Here is a 15,364-nt window from a genome sequence, read left to right as displayed (position 1 = left end):
CTATGGCTCTCGTGCCGGACTTCCTGATTGACGATGAGTTTGCCATCGAGGACATCTCGACCGGCGTGCACGCAAGCGGTTTCGGCATGCTCGCAGGTGGTCGCAGCTTTTCCTTCCGTGTGCAGGATCGTCAGTCGCTGGTGGTCGAGGTCTACCGGCCCAGGTTGAGCGGCCCCGTCCCGCAGCAGGAGGACGTCGTCGCGACCGCCGTCCGCAGCCTCACCGACATCGACCTCTCGGACGAGCGGAGTCTGACCGCCGCCGTGCGCGACGCCGTGGCGGCCGCGGGGCCCGTCGTTCGCACAGCACGCTGACAGCACTCCCACGGTACGGTCGTCCGCGTGACTGACGTGTCGTGGCTGCAGGTGGTCGTGTTGTCGATAGTCCAGGGGCTGACCGAGTTCCTGCCCGTGTCGTCCTCCGGGCATCTCGCGATCGTCTCCGAGGCCTTCTTCGGAAAGGACGCCGGCGCCTCGTTCACCGCAGTCATCCAGATCGGTACCGAGATCGCGGTCCTCATCTACTTCGCCCGCGATATCGGCCGCATCCTCAAGGCCTGGTTCGGTGGTCTGTTCGACGCCGCCAAACGCACCCCCGACTACTGGCTGGGCTGGTGGGTGATCCTGGGCACCATCCCGATCGGGATCGCCGGCCTGGTGTTCAAGCACTACATCCGCGATGACATCCGCAACCTGTGGATCATCGCGACCGCCCTGGTGGTGTTCTCCGCGGTGATCGCCGCCGCCGAGCACTTCGGCAAGCAGACCCGCGATATCCAGCAGTTCACCTGGAAGGACAGCCTCATCGTGGGCACCTCCCAGGCGCTGGCCCTGATCCCCGGGGTGTCCCGGTCCGGCGTCACCATCAGCGCGGGGCTGTTCCTGGGGCAGAAGCGCGAAGCCGCGGCGCGATTCGGGTTCCTGCTCGCCATTCCCGCGGTGCTGGCCTCGGGGTTGTTCTCGCTGCCCGATGCGTTCCATCCCGAAGGCGCGGGGCAGAGCGCGACGGGGCTCCAGTTGCTGGTCGGCACCGTGATCGCGTTCGTGATCGGCTACGCAGCGATCGCGTGGTTCCTCAGATTCCTGGTCCGGCACAGCATGTACTGGTTCGTCGGGTACCGGATCATCGTGGGCGTGACGGTGCTGATCCTGTTGGGCACCGGTGTGATCGCCGCATGACCGTCATCCTGCTGCGGCACGGACGCTCCACCTCCAACACCGCGCACACCCTGGCCGGCCGGTCCGAGGGCGTCGACCTCGACGACCTGGGCCGGGAGCAGGCCACGGGAGTGGTCGACCGGATTGGCGCCCTGCCGGTCAAGGCGATCGTGCGCTCCCCGTTGCTGCGGTGCGCCAGCACGGTGGCGCCGCTGGCGGCCGCGCTGGATCTGGAGCCGACCGTGGACGAGCGGATATCCGAGGTCGACTACGGCACCTGGACGGGCCGCAAGATCGGCGACCTGTTCAAGGAACCGCTGTGGACGGTGGTGCAACAGCAGCCCAGCGCGGCGGTGTTCCCCGACGGCGAAGGCCTGGCCCAGGTGCAGGCCAGGGCGGTCGCCGCGGTGCGTGAGCACGACCGCCGGCTGGCCACCGAGCATGACGGCGATGTGCTCTGGGTGGCCTGCACACACGGCGACGTGATCAAGGCGGTGCTGGCCGACGCCCTGGGCACCCATCTGGACAGCTTTCAACGCATCACCGCCGACCCGGCCTCGATGAGCGTGATCCGCTACACCGACAGCCGCCCGTTCGTGTTGCACGTGAACCACACGGGCAGCGGACTGACCGCGGCGCTGACCGCCAAGCCGGCCGCCGTCCCCGCCACGGACGCCGTCGTCGGCGGCTCCACCGACTGAGGCCGGGCCGATACCGGTATTTTGAAAGGTGCCATGCCTCGCGCAATTCACGTCTTCCGCACACCCGACCGCTTCGTGGCCGGGACCGTCGGGCATCCCGGAAACCGGACGTTCTACCTGCAGGCGGTGCACGACAAGCGGGTGATCTCGGTGATGCTGGAAAAGCAGCAGGTGGCGGTGCTCGCCGAGCGGATATCGGCCCTGCTGGTCGAGATCAACCGCCGGTTCGGCACCCCGATCCCGCCGGACACCGGCGTGGTGGACGATCTCAATCCGCTGGTCACACCCGTCGACGTCGAGTTCCGGGTGGGCACCATGGGTTTGGGTTGGGACTCCGAGGCGCAGACCGTGGTGGTCGAGCTGCTCGCGGTGTCCGAGACGGAGTTCGACGCCTCGGTGGTCCTCGACGATGCCGAGGAAGGGCCCGATGCCGTGCGGGTGTTCCTCACGCCGGAATCGGCCAGGGAGTTCGCCAATCGGTCCAACCGGGTGATCTCGGCGGGACGCCCGCCGTGTCCGCTGTGCGATGAGCCGCTGGACCCCGAGGGACACATCTGCGTACGGACCAACGGCTACCGGCGTGGCGCGTTCGGCGGAGCCGACGATGACCCCGACACCTGAGGACGAACGCGCGCAGCGGGTTCTCGCGCAGGGGGAACTGACCGTCATCGGACGGATCCGGTCGGCCAGCAACGCGACGTTCCTGTGCGAGGCCCGGCTCGACGACGACCTGGCGCACTGCGTCTACAAGCCGGTCGCCGGGGAGGCCCCGCTCTGGGACTTCCCGGACGGCACCCTGGCCGGCCGAGAGTTCGGCGCCTACCTGGTGTCGGCGGCGCTCGGTTGGAATGTGGTGCCCTACACCATCATTCGTGACGGTCCGGCGGGCCCGGGGATGGTGCAGCGCTGGGTTGACCAACCCGGGGACGCGCTGTCCGAGGAGGACGAACCCGCCCACAGCGATGGCCCCGACCTGGTCGACCTGGTTCCGGCGGGCCGGCTTCCCCAGGGCTACCTGCCGATCCTGCAGGCCTACGACCACACCGGTGACGAGGTGACCCTGGTGCACGCCGATGACGAGCGGTTGCGCCGGATGGCGGTTTTCGACGTGGTGATCAACAATGCCGACCGCAAGGGTGGGCACATCCTGGCCGGCGTGGACGGCGGCGTCTACGGGGTCGACCACGGGGTCAGTCTGCATTCCGAGGACAAGCTTCGCACCGTGCTGTGGGGCTGGGCGGGGAAGCCGGTGGACGACGCCACCCTGGGTGTGCTCGCGCGGTTGGGCGAACAGGTGAGCGAGGAACTCGGTGCACAACTCGGTGAGCACATCACCCGTCGCGAGGTGGCGGCGCTGCGCGCCAGAATCGTTGCCTTACTGGATGATCCGGTGATGCCGACGCCGGATCGGCACCGGCCGATCCCGTGGCCGGCCTTCTAGCCGCACGGTGGCGTCGGTGTCCGTTTCGGCGGCACGACATACTGAGCCGGTGAATCTTGCCGCACAGAGCGACGCCGAGGTGGCCGCCACGGTCGCCGCGGAAGCCGGCCGGCTGCTGCTCGCGGTGCGTGAGGAGATCGGTTTCTACGATCCGTACGATCTCGGCGACGCGGGGGACCGGCGGGCCAACACGCTGATCCTCGAGCGGCTGCGCGAACTGCGCCCCGACGACGCGGTGCTCTCCGAGGAGGCCGCCGACAATCCGGCCCGGGTGCATGCCGACCGGGTGTGGATCGTCGACCCGGTGGACGGCACCCGTGAGTTCTCGATGCCGGGCCACGCCGACTGGGCGGTGCACATCGCGCTCTGGCAGCGCGACAGAACCGCTCCGGCGGCGACATCGGACACCGAGGCCCAGGGGTCCATCACCGACGCGGCGGTGGCACTGCCCGCCGTGGGCGAGGTCTACCGCACCGACACGGTGACGCCGCCGCCCCCGCGCGCGGACGGGCCGATCCGGATCACCGCGAGTGCCTACCGCCCGCCGGCGGTGCTGTGGTGGATACGCGACCACCTCGATGTCGAGCTGGTGCGGATCGGTTCAGCCGGCGCCAAGGCGATGGCGGTGGTACGCGGCGACGTGGACGCCTACATCCACGCCGGAGGTCAGTGGGAGTGGGACTCGGCAGCCCCGGCCGGGGTGGTACAGGCTGCCGGGCTGCACGCGACACGGCTGGGCGGTGCGCCCTTGGTGTACAACCGCCGTGACCCGTACCTGCCCGATCTGCTGATGTGCCGGTCCGAGGTGGCCGGGGTACTGCTGGACACCATCAGATCCGCGACCTGATCCGGGAATGGAATGCCCGCCGATGTTGTCGGTATTCGTTGAGTACGGGCCGACGGGAGAGCACGCTGACCGCACACCTTAGAGTCGACGCCATGCAGTCGTGGCCGGCGCCGACCGTTCCCAAGTTGCCCGGGTCGGGCGTTCCGTTACGGCTCTATGACACCGCCGACCAACAGGTGCGGCCGGTGTCACCGGGGGAGACCGCGACCATGTACGTCTGCGGTATCACCCCGTACGACGCAACCCATCTGGGCCATGCGGCCACCTATCTGACCTTCGATCTCATCCACCGGCTGTGGCTGGATGCCGGTCATGGCGTGCACTACGTGCAGAACATCACCGACGTCGACGATCCGCTGTTCGAGCGCGCCGCCCGGGACGGTATCGGCTGGCGCGAACTCGGCGACCGGGAGACGCAACTGTTCCGCGAGGACATGACCGCGCTGCGGGTGCTGCCGCCGCGCGACTACGTCGCCGCCACCGACACCGTCGGCGAGGTCGTCGAACTGGTGGAGAAGCTCCTGGCCTCCGGCGCGGCGTACATCGTCGACGATCCGCAGCACCGCGACATCTACTTCCGCGCCGACGCCACCGCGCAGTTCGGCTACGAGTCCGGTTACGACCGGGACACCATGCTGCGGTTCTTCACCGAGCGCGGCGGGGATCCCGGCCGCGCGGGCAAGGCCGATCCGCTCGACGCGTTGCTGTGGCGCGCGCAGCGTCCCGACGAGCCGAGTTGGCCCGCCTCGTTCGGGCCGGGGCGCCCCGGATGGCATATCGAATGTGCGGCCATCGCGCTGAACCGCATCGGCAGTGGGATCGACATCCAGGGCGGCGGATCGGACCTGATCTTCCCGCACCATGAGTTCTCCGCCGCGCACGCCGAATCCGTCACGGGGGAGCGTAGATTCGCCCGGCACTACGTGCACACCGGGATGATCGGCTGGGACGGCCACAAGATGAGCAAGAGCCGCGGCAACCTGGTGCTGGTGTCGCGACTGCGCGCCGACGGGGTCGATCCGGCTGCGGTGCGGCTGGGACTGCTGGCCGGGCACTACCGCGCGGACCGGTTCTGGAGCAATGATGTCCTGGACGAGGCCATTGCCCGGCTGGCCCGCTGGCGGGAGGCGGCCGCACTGCCGGCCGGACCCGATGCCACCGATCTGCTCGCCCGGGTGCGCCAGTACCTGGCCGATGATCTTGATACTCCTAAAGCGCTTGCTGCACTTGATGGTTGGGTCACCGACGCGCTGACCTATGGAGGCGCAGACACCGGGGCGCCGCGTCTGGTGGCCGGAATCGCCGACGCCCTGCTCGGTATCGACCTCTAGGAACCGTTACCGGCGGTACGGGGTACGTTGGTCGCATGAGTTCGTTCAGCGGCAAAGTCGTGTTCATCACCGGGGGCGCCCGCGGTATCGGCGCCGAGGTCGCCCGCCGGTTACGGGCCAAGGGCGCCCGACTGGTGCTCACCGACCTCGATCAGGCCCCACTGGCCGAGTTGGCCGCCGAACTCGGCGGCGACGCCCACGTCCTCACCGCCCTGGCCGACGTGCGGGACCTGCCCGCCATGCAACAGGCCGCCGATGCCGCGGTGGCGAAGTTCGGCGGGATCGACATCGTGCTGGCCAATGCCGGCATCGCGAGCTTCGGATCGGTGCTCCAGGTCGATCCGGAGGCCTTCAAGCGGGTCGTCGAGGTCAACGTGGTCGGGGTGTTCAACACCGTCCGGGCCACGCTGCCCGCAGTGATCGATCGACGCGGCTACGTCCTGGTGGTGTCCTCGCTGGCGGCGTTCACGTCGTCACCGGGGCTGTCGGCCTACCACGCGTCCAAAGCCGGCGCCGAGTACTTCGCCAACACCCTGCGTCTGGAGGTCGCGCACCTGGGCGTGGACGTCGGCTCGGCCCACATGAGCTGGATCGACACCCCACTGGTGCAGGACGCCAAGGCGGACCTGTCGGCGTTCCGGGAGATGCTGTCCAAGCTGCCCACCCCGCTGAATCGGACCACCACCGTGGAAGCCTGCGGAGAGGCGTTCGTGAAAGGTATCGAGGGCCGCCGTAAGCGGATCTACTGCCCGGACTGGGTGGGGGTGTTCCGCTGGATCCGGCCGTTCGTCACCACCGCGGTGGTCGAACAGCGGATCGGGGCGCTCACCCCGCAGTTGCTGCCGAGGCTGGATGCCGAGGTCGCCGCACTGGGCCGGTCGCTCAGCGCCCGCACCGAGGCGCTGGAGAAGGACTGACGGCCTCGGCTGGCCTGTCGGCCGCTACCGGCCGCGTCTGCGCAGGTAGCGCTCGAACTCCGCCGCCAGGGCGTCCCCGTCGATCTTGCCGAGCGCCTCGTTCATGTCCACCTCGGCGTCCCCGCGTTCCTCAAGGGACTGGACGTACTCGGCGATCTCTTCGTCCTCGGCCGTCATCTCCGTGACCGCCTGCTCCCACTCCTCGGACTGGGTGATCAGATCGCCCAGCGGCACCTCGATGTCGAGGACGTCCTCCACCCGGCGCAGCAGCGCCACGGTGGCCTTCGGATTGGGCGGCTGGGAGACGTAGTGCGGCACGGCGGCCCAGAACGTGACCGCCGGGATACCGGCCTGTACACACGCGTCCTGGAACACCCCGGCGATACCGGTGGGGCCCTCGTACCGGGTCTCCTCCAGGCCGAAGAACTTCGCCGAATCGGACGAGTACGCGGCACCGGACACCGGCACGGGGCGGGTGTGCGGCGTGTCGGCGAGCAGGGCTCCCAGGATCACGACGGTGTCGACGTTGAGTTTGTCGGCGATCGCCAGCAGCTCGGCGCAGAAGGTGCGCCACCGCATGTTCGGCTCCACCCCGTGCATCAGCACGATATCCCGGTCGCTGCCGGGCGGGCGGCAGTGCGAGATCCGCATCGAGGGCCACACCAGTTCACGGGTGACACCGTCGACCTGACGGATCACCGGGCGATTGACCTGGTAGTCGTAGTAGGCCTCGTCATCGATCTCGACGATGGTCTCGGCTTCCCACATCGCATCCAGGTGTTCCAGGGCATCGCTGGCGGCATCGCCCGCATCGTTCCAGCCCTCGAAGGCCGCGACGATGATGGTGTTGCGCAAATCGGGCAGGCCATCCGACGGGGTCACACCATCAGCGTAAGCCCTGCCAGGTGTGCATGAGCGGCATCGCCCCGCCGTTGAGTTCGGGTAGACCGACTACTCTGTTGATGTGACTGCCCCTGTTGGACACTCCCATGACACCGACCTGGTCGAGGTGCTCGCGCAGCATGTCGTGATGGATGACGGCGCCATGGGTACCCGGTTGCAGGCGGCGGAGCTCAACCCCGATGAGATCGACGATCGCGAGGCCGGCGCCGACGCGAAATACGTTCGGTTGCAGTCTGGTTAACCAAGTGGCGACGATACTGCCGACAAGATCCGCGGGCTGTTGCTGCACGGAGCCGCGATTGCCGGGCGAGTCGAAGTCGGGCTGGGCGTGCAGACGTCGATCAGGTGACGACGTAGACTTTTCTGGTCGAGAGGCGTTGCAACGGCTATCCAGGGGCCCAGGTTCCCCTGGTATCCGCCACGCTCGGCAGAGTCAAGGACGCCTTCCGTTACGGAAGGACTTCACGTGAGCGCTGACGCGAACACCTTTACGCCGAACATCCGCCCGGACTGCACCGACGCGCTGACGGCTGCGCTGCGCGAGCGCATCATGGTGATCGACGGCGCGATGGGCACGGCGATCCAGCGGGACCGGCCCGACGAGGCCGGCTATCGCGGCGAGCGCTTCATCGAGTGGCCGACCGCCCTCCAGGGCAACAACGACCTGCTGAACCTGACGCAGCCGCAGATCATCGAGGGAATCCACCGCGAGTATCTCGAGGCGGGTGCCGACATCCTGGAGACCAACACATTCAACGCGAACGCGGTCTCGCTGGCCGACTACGACATGCACGAGCTGGCCTACGAGCTCAACTATGCCGGTGCCGCCCTGGCCCGTAAGGCCGCCGACGAGTTCAGCACCCCAGACAAGCCGCGCTACGTCGCCGGCGCCATCGGCCCGACGACGCGCACGGCGTCGATCTCGCCGGATGTCAACGATCCGGGCGCCCGCAACGTCTCCTACGACCAGCTGGTCGCCGCCTACCTCGAAGCCGTCAACGGCCTGGTCGACGGCGGTGCCGATCTGCTGATCATCGAGACGATCTTCGACTCGCTCAACGCCAAGGCGGCCGTCTTCGCCGTCGAGACGCTGTTCGAGGAGCGCGGCCGCCGCTGGCCGCTGATCATCTCGGGCACCATCACCGATGCCTCCGGGCGGACGCTGTCCGGTCAGGTCACCGAAGCCTTCTGGAACGCGATCCGGCACGCGAGGCCGCTCGCGGTGGGACTCAACTGCGCCCTCGGCGCGCCGGAGATGCGGCCCTACATCGCCGAGGTGGCGCGCATCGCCGACACCTATGTCTCCTGCTACCCGAACGCCGGGCTGCCCAACGCCTTCGGCGAGTACGACGAGTCCCCGGAGGCCCAGGCCGGCTATATCGCGGAATTCGCCGAGGCCGGCCTGGTCAACCTCGTCGGCGGGTGCTGCGGAACGGCGCCGCCACATATCGCCGAGATCGCCAAGGTCGTCGAGGGCAAGCCGCCTCGGACCCTGCCCGAGATCCCGGTGGCCACCCGGCTGTCGGGCCTGGAGCCGCTCAACATCACCGAGGACTCGCTGTTCGTCAACATCGGTGAGCGCACCAACATCACCGGCTCCGCCCGGTTCCGCAACCTGATCAAGGCCGAGGATTACGACACCGCGCTGTCGGTGGCCCTGCAGCAGGTCGAGGTCGGTGCGCAGGTCATCGACATCAACATGGACGAGGGCATGATCGACGGCGTCGCCGCGATGGACCGGTTCACCAAGCTGATCGCGGCCGAACCAGATATCAGCCGCGTTCCGGTGATGATCGACTCCTCCAAGTGGGAGGTCATCGAGGCCGGCCTGAAGAACGTGCAGGGCAAGCCGATCGTCAACTCGATCTCCATGAAGGAGGGCGAGGAGAAGTTCATCCGCGAGGCGCGGCTGTGCCGCAAGTACGGCGCCGCCGTCGTCGTGATGGCCTTCGACGAGCAGGGCCAGGCCGACAACCTGGAGCGCCGCAAGGAGATCTGCGGGCGCGCCTACCGGATCCTGACCGAAGAGGTCGGCTTCCCGGCCGAGGACATCATCTTCGACCCGAACTGCTTCGCGCTGGCCACCGGTATCGAGGAGCACGCGACGTACGGCATCGACTTCATCGAGGCCTGCGCCTGGATCAAGGAGAACCTGCCCGGGGTGCACATCTCCGGCGGCATCTCCAACGTGTCGTTCTCGTTCCGCGGCAACAACCCCGTCCGCGAGGCCATCCACGCGGTGTTCCTGTTCCACGCCATCAAGGCCGGCCTGGACATGGGCATCGTCAACGCCGGTGCCCTGGTGCCCTACGACTCGATCGACCCCGAGCTGCGGGACCGCATCGAGGACGTGGTGCTCAACCGTCGCGAGGATGCCGCCGAGCGGCTTCTGGAGATCGCCGAGCGGTTCAACTCCTCGGAGAAGACCGAGGACCCGAAAGCCGCCGAGTGGCGCAATCTGCCGGTCCGCGAGCGGATCACGCACGCCCTGGTCAAGGGCATCGACGCCCACGTCGATGCCGACACCGAGGAGTTGCGGGCCGAGATCGCCGGCGCCGGCGGGCGGCCCATCGAGGTGATCGAGGGCCCGTTGATGGACGGGATGAACGTCGTCGGCGACCTGTTCGGGGCGGGCAAGATGTTCCTGCCCCAGGTGGTGAAGTCGGCCCGGGTGATGAAGAAGGCCGTCGCCTATCTGCTGCCGTATATCGAGGCGGAGAAGGCGGGGGCGAGCGAAGCGACGGGGGATGGTCCAGCGTCCGGCGCATCCAGATCCAAGGACACCAACGGCACCATCATCATGGCGACCGTCAAGGGCGACGTGCACGACATCGGCAAGAACATCGTCGGGGTCGTCCTGCAGTGCAACAACTTCGAGGTGATCGACCTCGGGGTGATGGTGCCCGCGGAGAAGATCCTAGCGGCGGCCAAGGAGCACAACGCCGACATCATCGGGCTGTCCGGGCTCATCACCCCGTCGCTGGACGAGATGGTCAACTTCGCCGTCGAGATGGAACGCGAGGGGCTGGCGATCCCGCTGCTGATCGGTGGTGCCACCACCTCGCGCGCCCACACGGCGGTGAAGGTGGCACCGCGCCGCAGCGGTCCGGTGGTCTGGGTCAAGGACGCATCGCGTTCGGTGCCGGTCGCCGCCGCGCTGCTGGACGACAAGCAGCGTCCGGCGCTGCTGGAGGCCACCGAGAAGGACTACGCGTCCCTGCGGGAGCGGCACGCCCAGAAGAACGAGCGGCCGATGCTCACGCTGGAGAAGGCCCGCGCCAATCGCACGCCGATCGAGTGGGACGGCTACACGCCGCCGGTGCCCGCCCAGGGGCTGGGAGTACGAGAATTTCTCGACTACGACCTCGCCGAACTGCGCGAATACATCGACTGGCAGCCGTTCTTCAACGCCTGGGAGATGAAGGGCCGCTTCCCCGACATCCTGAACAACCCGGTCTCGGGTGAGACGGCCCGCAAGCTGTACGACGACGCCCAGGAGATGCTCGACACCCTGATCAAGGAGAAGTGGCTGACAGCCAACGGGGTGATCGGCTTCTTCCCGGCCAACGCCGTCGGCTCAGGTAGCGGGGAAGACGTCGAGGTCTACACCGACGAGACCCGCATCGAGGTGCTGACCACGCTGCACAACCTGCGCCAACAGGGCGAGCACCGCGACGGCATCCCGAACCGGTCCCTGGGCGACTTCATCGCCCCGAAGGACACGGGTCTGGCCGATTACGTCGGTGCGTTCGCCGTCACCACGGGCCTGGGCAGCCACGTCAAGATCGACGAGTTCAAGACGGCCAACGACGACTACAGCGCGATCCTGCTGGAGTCGCTCGCCGACCGGTTGGCAGAGGCGTTCGCCGAACGGATGCATCAGCGGGTCCGCAAGGAGTTCTGGGGATTTCAGCCCGACGAGCAGCTGGACAACGAGGACCTCATCGCCGAGAAGTACCGGGGCATCCGTCCGGCGCCGGGCTACCCGGCCTGCCCGGAGCACACCGAGAAGGCGACGCTCTGGAAGCTGATGGATGTCAGGGAGCGCACCGGTATCGAGCTGACCGAGTCGATGGCGATGTGGCCCGGAGCGGCGGTCAGCGGCTGGTACTTCTCGCATCCGCAGTCGCAGTACTTCGTCGTCGGCCGGCTGGCCCAGGACCAGGTCGCCGACTATGCCAAGCGGAAGGGCTGGACCCTGACCGAAGCTGAACGCTGGCTGGCCCCCAACCTCGGCTACTACCCGGAGGACTGAATGCGTGCGGTGCTGAACGCCGTCCTGTTCGATATGGACGGCACCCTGGTCGACAGCGAGAAGCTGTGGGATGTCGGCATGCATGCGTTCTACGCGCGCCATGGCGGGGTGATGACCGAGGAGTTCCGGGTGTCGACCGTCGGCGGCTCGGCCGAGGCGGTGATGACACTAAGCTATCGAGATCTGGGCCTGGAGCCCGATCCGGCGGCGATCACGATGTCGATCGACTGGCTGCACGCGTATGTGGGCGAACTGTTCGAGGGTGGGCTGCCCTGGTGCGACGGTGCTCGCGAACTCCTGGATGCGCTCCATGCGGACGGGATCCCGATGGCCCTGGTCACCAACACCCGCCGTCACCTCACCGAGAAGGCGCTGGACAGCATTGGCAGGCACTACTTTTCGGTGACTGTCTGCGCCGACGAGGTACCGCGTGGCAAACCCGCACCCGACCCCTACCGGCGGGCCGCGCACCTGCTAGGCCTGCCGGCCGAGCACTGCCTGGCCGTCGAGGACTCGATTACCGGAACGGCTGCCGCCGAAGCTGCGGGCTGTCCGGTGTTGGTGGTGCCCAACGACATTGCGGTGCCGACGAGCCCACGCCGGCATCTGGTCTCGTCGCTCGTCGACGTCGATGTGGCCACCCTGCGCGATATTCACTCAGGACTCGCCACCGAAGTGGCCTGACGCCGGTCCGGTCTGTGCGATGGTGAGGGTTGCACCCATCACGCAATGCCGCGGGGAAGGACTTTTCATGTCTCATGGTCCGGTAGGGGGAGACGGCCCGTCCGTCTTCGGTGACGAGAAGTTCACCTCGGGTACCAGCGCCGTGCGCATCGCCTCGGTGGCGGCCCTGGGCGGTCTGCTGTTCGGCTACGACAGCGCCGTCATCAACGGCGCGGTGGCGTCCATCTCGCAGGACTTCAACATCGAGGGCCTCACACTGGGCAATGCGGTCGCCTCGGCGCTGCTCGGCGCCGCGGTCGGAGCCATGACCGCCGGCCGGATCGCCGACCGCATCGGACGGATCACCGTGATGAAGATCGCCGCGGTGCTGTTCTTCATCAGCGCCATCGGCACCGGGCTGGCGCCGAGCGTCTGGGTCCTGGTCGTCTTCCGCGTCATCGGCGGCATCGCCGTCGGCATCGCCTCCGTCATCGCGCCCGCCTACATCGCGGAGACGTCGCCGCCACGGATTCGAGGCCGACTCGGCTCGCTGCAGCAGCTCGCCATCGTGTCCGGCATCTTCTTGTCGCTGGCCATCGACTACGTGCTGGCACAGATCGCCGGTGGCGCCAACGAGACCTTGTGGCTCGGCCTGGATGCCTGGCGCTGGATGTTCCTGGTCATGATGGTGCCTGCCGTCGTGTACGGGCTGCTGGCGTTCACCATTCCCGAGTCGCCGCGTTATCTCGTTGCCAGCCATAAGATTCCGGAAGCCCGCAAGGTCTTGAGCATGCTGCTGGGCGAGAAGAACCTCGAGATCACCATCGACCGGATCAAGGAGACGCTGGAACGCGAGGACAAGCCGTCCTGGCGCGACCTGCGCAAGCCGGGCGGCGGCTTCCTCGGCCTCTACGGCATCGTATGGGTGGGTCTTGGCCTGTCGATCTTCCAGCAGTTCGTCGGCATCAACGTGATCTTCTACTACTCAAATGTGCTCTGGGAGGCGGTCGGATTCTCCGAAGGCGACTCGTTCGTCATCACGGTGATCACCTCGGTGGTCAACATCGTCACCACCCTCATCGCGATCGCACTGGTCGACAAGATCGGACGCAAACCGCTGCTGTTGATCGGTTCGACGGGCATGGCGGTCTCGTTGATCACGATGTCGGTCATCTTCGGCACCGCGTCACTGGACGCGTCGGGCAAGCCGTTCCTGGGGGACGTGGCCGGACCGGTGGCACTGATCGCCGCCAACGTGTTCGTCATCGCCTTCGGCATGTCATGGGGCCCGGTCGTGTGGGTGCTACTCGGCGAGATGTTCCCGAACCGCATCCGCGCGGCGGCGCTCGGCTTGGCCGCTGCCGGGCAGTGGGCGGCGAACTGGTTGATCACCGTCTCGTTCCCGAAGCTCAGCGACCACCTGGGTGTGGCCTACGGGTTCTACGGCCTGTGCGCGGTGCTGTCGTTCCTGTTCGTCTTCAGGTGGGTGCGGGAGACCAAGGGAGTGTCTCTGGAGGATATGCACGCCGAGGTGTTGCACGAGGCCAAGAGCTGACGACGCCTCACAACAACCGCAGACCGCCGGTGACCGGGTCCAGGCGCTCGGCGGTATCCGGTCCGATGGCCGCGCAGGTGGGGGTGGGCACCCCGCCGAACTCGGTGCGGCCGGAGTCGACGATGCCGCGGGTGATCAGCCCCGCCGCCCGGGCCCTGGCCATCACCTCGGAGAGCTCTTCCGCGCTGCCGACGCCGACGCAGATCTTGGTGAAGTGGCTGTTCAGCCACTCGACAACACGCGGGTCGTTGAGGTTCTCCACCACCGCGGCAACCGCCGCGTGGGCGCCCTGAGCGACCATCTTGCCCTTGCGCATGTTCAGATCGGTGCGCATCACGATGATCTGTTTCACGGTGCCCATCATGGCCACCCCTGCAAATCGGGTGGCGCACGCATGAAAGAATCGCAGGTCGTGAAGACCTTCGACGGCCTGTTCGCCGAGCTCAGTGAGAAAGCGCAGACCCGTCCCGCGGGCAGCGGGACCGTGGCCGCGTTGGACGCCGGCGTGCATGGACTCGGCAAGAAGATCCTCGAAGAAGCCGGTGAGGTCTGGCTGGCCGCCGAGCACGAGAGCGATGCGGCGCTCGCCGAGGAGATCAGCCAGCTGCTGTACTGGACCCAGGTGCTGATGCTGTCCCGCGGTCTCACGCTCGACGACGTGTACCGGAACCTCTGATGACCACACTTCGCGCAAACGGCTCATCGGTGACGGATACGCTTCGCGTCGCCGTCCCCAACAAGGGCGCACTCAGTGAAGCGGCCGCCGAGATCCTGTCGGAGGCGGGCTACCGGCGCCGCACCGATCCCAAGGACCTCACCGTCGTCGACCCGGCGAACAATGTCGAGTTCTTCTTCCTGCGGCCCAAGGACATCGCCATCTACGTCGGGTCGGGACAGCTCGATCTCGGGATCACCGGCCGGGATCTGGCCGCCGAGTCGGACGCGCCGGTGCGCGAACGGCTGGCGCTCGGCTTCGGGTCGTCGACCTTCCGCTACGCCGCGCCCAAGGGCCGGGACTGGGCGGTCGAGGAGCTGGCGGGCAAGCGGATCGCCACCGCCTACCCGAACCTGGTCCGTAAAGACCTCGCCGACAAGGGGATCGAGGCCACGGTCATCCGCCTCGACGGTGCGGTGGAGATCTCCATCCAACTCGGGGTGGCCGATGTCATCGCCGATATCGTCGGTTCCGGGCGCACACTGGGACTGCACAATCTGGTCGCCTTCGGTGCGTCGCTGTGTGATTCCGAGGCGATCCTGATCGAACGCGCCGATACCGAACCGGATCCGGCACGTGATCAGCTGGCCGCTCGCGTGCAGGGCGTGGTGTTCGGACAGCAGTACCTGATGCTGGACTACGACTGCCCGCGCGCTGTGCTGGACCAAGCCACCGAGGTGACGCCCGGTCTCGAGTCACCGACCATCGCGCCACTGGCCGACCCGGGCTGGGTCGCGGTCCGGGCGCTGGTGCCGCGGCGCGAGGTCAACTCGATCATGGACCGGCTGGCGGCCATCGGCGCCAAGGCGATCCTGGCCTCTGATATCCGGTTCTGCCGATTCTGATTCGCCCGGCCACATCGACACCGAGCGTGTTAGC

Annotated in this window: 16 protein-coding genes; 14 read left to right on the top strand and 2 right to left on the bottom strand. The window is 67.5% G+C overall.

Going from position 1 to position 15,364, the window contains the following annotated elements; translation table 11 throughout:
- Positions 1-2: 2 nt before the first annotated feature.
- The 8 genes from QN239_RS18390 to QN239_RS18355 all read left to right on the top strand — a co-directional run bounded on the left by QN239_RS18390 (position 3) and on the right by QN239_RS18355 (position 6,394).
- Positions 3-314: a hypothetical protein gene (locus QN239_RS18390; RefSeq protein ID WP_499012531.1), complete on the top strand. Its 312-nt coding sequence runs from the start codon at positions 3-5 to the stop codon at positions 312-314.
- 36 nt (positions 315-350) lie between these two features.
- Complete coding sequence (locus QN239_RS18385) at positions 351-1,178, top strand: undecaprenyl-diphosphate phosphatase (RefSeq protein ID WP_187099371.1); 828 nt, start codon at positions 351-353, stop codon at positions 1,176-1,178.
- Entirely contained in the window at positions 1,175-1,858 is a 684-nt protein-coding gene (locus tag QN239_RS18380; protein WP_499012530.1) for a histidine phosphatase family protein, read from the top strand. The genes QN239_RS18385 and QN239_RS18380 overlap by 4 nt, the downstream gene beginning before the upstream one ends.
- A gap of 33 nt (positions 1,859-1,891) precedes the next feature.
- On the top strand, positions 1,892-2,479 hold the full coding sequence (locus QN239_RS18375) for an Rv2134c family protein (RefSeq protein WP_167159525.1): 588 nt from the start codon (positions 1,892-1,894) through the stop codon (positions 2,477-2,479).
- Positions 2,463-3,299 (top strand): Rv2133c family protein, encoded by an 837-nt coding sequence (locus QN239_RS18370; RefSeq protein ID WP_499012529.1) that lies wholly within the window; start codon positions 2,463-2,465, stop codon positions 3,297-3,299. Before QN239_RS18375 ends, QN239_RS18370 begins: the two co-directional genes overlap by 17 nt.
- 49 nt (positions 3,300-3,348) lie before the next feature.
- Positions 3,349-4,146: a 3'(2'),5'-bisphosphate nucleotidase CysQ gene (locus tag QN239_RS18365; protein ID WP_499012528.1), complete on the top strand. Its 798-nt coding sequence runs from the start codon at positions 3,349-3,351 to the stop codon at positions 4,144-4,146.
- Positions 4,147-4,238: 92 nt separating this feature from the next.
- Complete coding sequence (mshC, locus tag QN239_RS18360; RefSeq protein ID WP_499012527.1) at positions 4,239-5,477, top strand: cysteine--1-D-myo-inosityl 2-amino-2-deoxy-alpha-D-glucopyranoside ligase; 1,239 nt, start codon at positions 4,239-4,241, stop codon at positions 5,475-5,477.
- 35 nt (positions 5,478-5,512) lie between these two features.
- Positions 5,513-6,394 carry an SDR family oxidoreductase gene (locus QN239_RS18355; RefSeq protein WP_499012526.1) on the top strand — a complete coding sequence of 294 codons (882 nt, stop codon included), beginning with the start codon at positions 5,513-5,515 and terminating at the stop codon, positions 6,392-6,394.
- A 24-nt stretch (positions 6,395-6,418) separates the two neighbouring features.
- On the opposite strand, the gene QN239_RS18350 is transcribed toward QN239_RS18355, so the two are convergent.
- Positions 6,419-7,276, bottom strand: coding sequence for a PAC2 family protein (locus tag QN239_RS18350; RefSeq protein WP_090357800.1), 858 nt, complete (start codon positions 7,274-7,276; stop codon positions 6,419-6,421).
- Between the two features lie 82 nt (positions 7,277-7,358).
- Here QN239_RS18350 and QN239_RS18345 point away from each other — a divergent pair, with 82 nt between their 5' ends.
- From QN239_RS18345 to QN239_RS18330, 4 genes are all read left to right on the top strand, one after another.
- Positions 7,359-7,538 (top strand): hypothetical protein, encoded by a 180-nt coding sequence (locus tag QN239_RS18345; protein WP_499012525.1) that lies wholly within the window; start codon positions 7,359-7,361, stop codon positions 7,536-7,538.
- Positions 7,539-7,847: 309 nt separating this feature from the next.
- A complete protein-coding gene (gene metH, locus QN239_RS18340) occupies positions 7,848-11,552 on the top strand; it encodes a methionine synthase (protein ID WP_499016853.1) in 3,705 nt (1,234 codons plus the stop codon).
- 12 nt (positions 11,553-11,564) lie between these two features.
- Positions 11,565-12,236, top strand: a complete 672-nt coding sequence (locus tag QN239_RS18335) for an HAD family hydrolase (RefSeq protein WP_499016851.1) — start codon at positions 11,565-11,567, stop codon at positions 12,234-12,236.
- A 67-nt stretch (positions 12,237-12,303) separates the two neighbouring features.
- Complete coding sequence (locus QN239_RS18330; protein ID WP_499012524.1) at positions 12,304-13,770, top strand: sugar porter family MFS transporter; 1,467 nt, start codon at positions 12,304-12,306, stop codon at positions 13,768-13,770.
- Between the two features lie 7 nt (positions 13,771-13,777).
- Here the strand turns inward: QN239_RS18330 and pth2 are convergent, their stop codons facing one another.
- Positions 13,778-14,122 carry an aminoacyl-tRNA hydrolase gene (gene pth2 / locus QN239_RS18325; RefSeq protein WP_499012523.1) on the bottom strand — a complete coding sequence of 115 codons (345 nt, stop codon included), beginning with the start codon at positions 14,120-14,122 and terminating at the stop codon, positions 13,778-13,780.
- Between the two features lie 42 nt (positions 14,123-14,164).
- Here pth2 and QN239_RS18320 point away from each other — a divergent pair, with 42 nt between their 5' ends.
- A complete protein-coding gene (locus QN239_RS18320) occupies positions 14,165-14,446 on the top strand; it encodes a phosphoribosyl-ATP diphosphatase (protein WP_090357793.1) in 282 nt (93 codons plus the stop codon).
- On the top strand, positions 14,446-15,330 hold the full coding sequence (gene hisG, locus QN239_RS18315; RefSeq protein WP_499012521.1) for an ATP phosphoribosyltransferase: 885 nt from the start codon (positions 14,446-14,448) through the stop codon (positions 15,328-15,330). Before QN239_RS18320 ends, hisG begins: the two co-directional genes overlap by 1 nt.
- Positions 15,331-15,364 lie beyond the last annotated feature (34 nt).

It is taken from the genome of Mycolicibacterium sp. Y3 (assembly GCF_051188035.1).
GTDB lineage: Bacteria > Actinomycetota > Actinomycetes > Mycobacteriales > Mycobacteriaceae > Mycobacterium > Mycobacterium fluoranthenivorans.
This window is presented reverse-complemented; position numbering and strand designations above follow the sequence as displayed.

What these genes read in the sequence shown, in the direction of transcription:
- QN239_RS18390 (WP_499012531.1), top strand. Translation starts at nt 3, where the DNA reads ATGGCTCTCGTGCCGGACTTCCTGATTGACGATGAGTTTGCCATCGAG.
- QN239_RS18375 (WP_167159525.1), top strand. Translation starts at nt 1,892, where the DNA reads ATGCCTCGCGCAATTCACGTCTTCCGCACACCCGACCGCTTCGTGGCC.
- QN239_RS18355 (WP_499012526.1), top strand. Translation starts at nt 5,513, where the DNA reads ATGAGTTCGTTCAGCGGCAAAGTCGTGTTCATCACCGGGGGCGCCCGC.
- QN239_RS18370 (WP_499012529.1), top strand. Translation starts at nt 2,463, where the DNA reads ATGACCCCGACACCTGAGGACGAACGCGCGCAGCGGGTTCTCGCGCAG.
- QN239_RS18330 (WP_499012524.1), top strand. Translation starts at nt 12,304, where the DNA reads ATGTCTCATGGTCCGGTAGGGGGAGACGGCCCGTCCGTCTTCGGTGAC.
- metH (WP_499016853.1), top strand. Translation starts at nt 7,848, where the DNA reads ATGGTGATCGACGGCGCGATGGGCACGGCGATCCAGCGGGACCGGCCC.
- hisG (WP_499012521.1), top strand. Translation starts at nt 14,446, where the DNA reads ATGACCACACTTCGCGCAAACGGCTCATCGGTGACGGATACGCTTCGC.
- QN239_RS18380 (WP_499012530.1), top strand. Translation starts at nt 1,175, where the DNA reads ATGACCGTCATCCTGCTGCGGCACGGACGCTCCACCTCCAACACCGCG.
- mshC (WP_499012527.1), top strand. Translation starts at nt 4,239, where the DNA reads ATGCAGTCGTGGCCGGCGCCGACCGTTCCCAAGTTGCCCGGGTCGGGC.
- QN239_RS18320 (WP_090357793.1), top strand. Translation starts at nt 14,165, where the DNA reads ATGAAAGAATCGCAGGTCGTGAAGACCTTCGACGGCCTGTTCGCCGAG.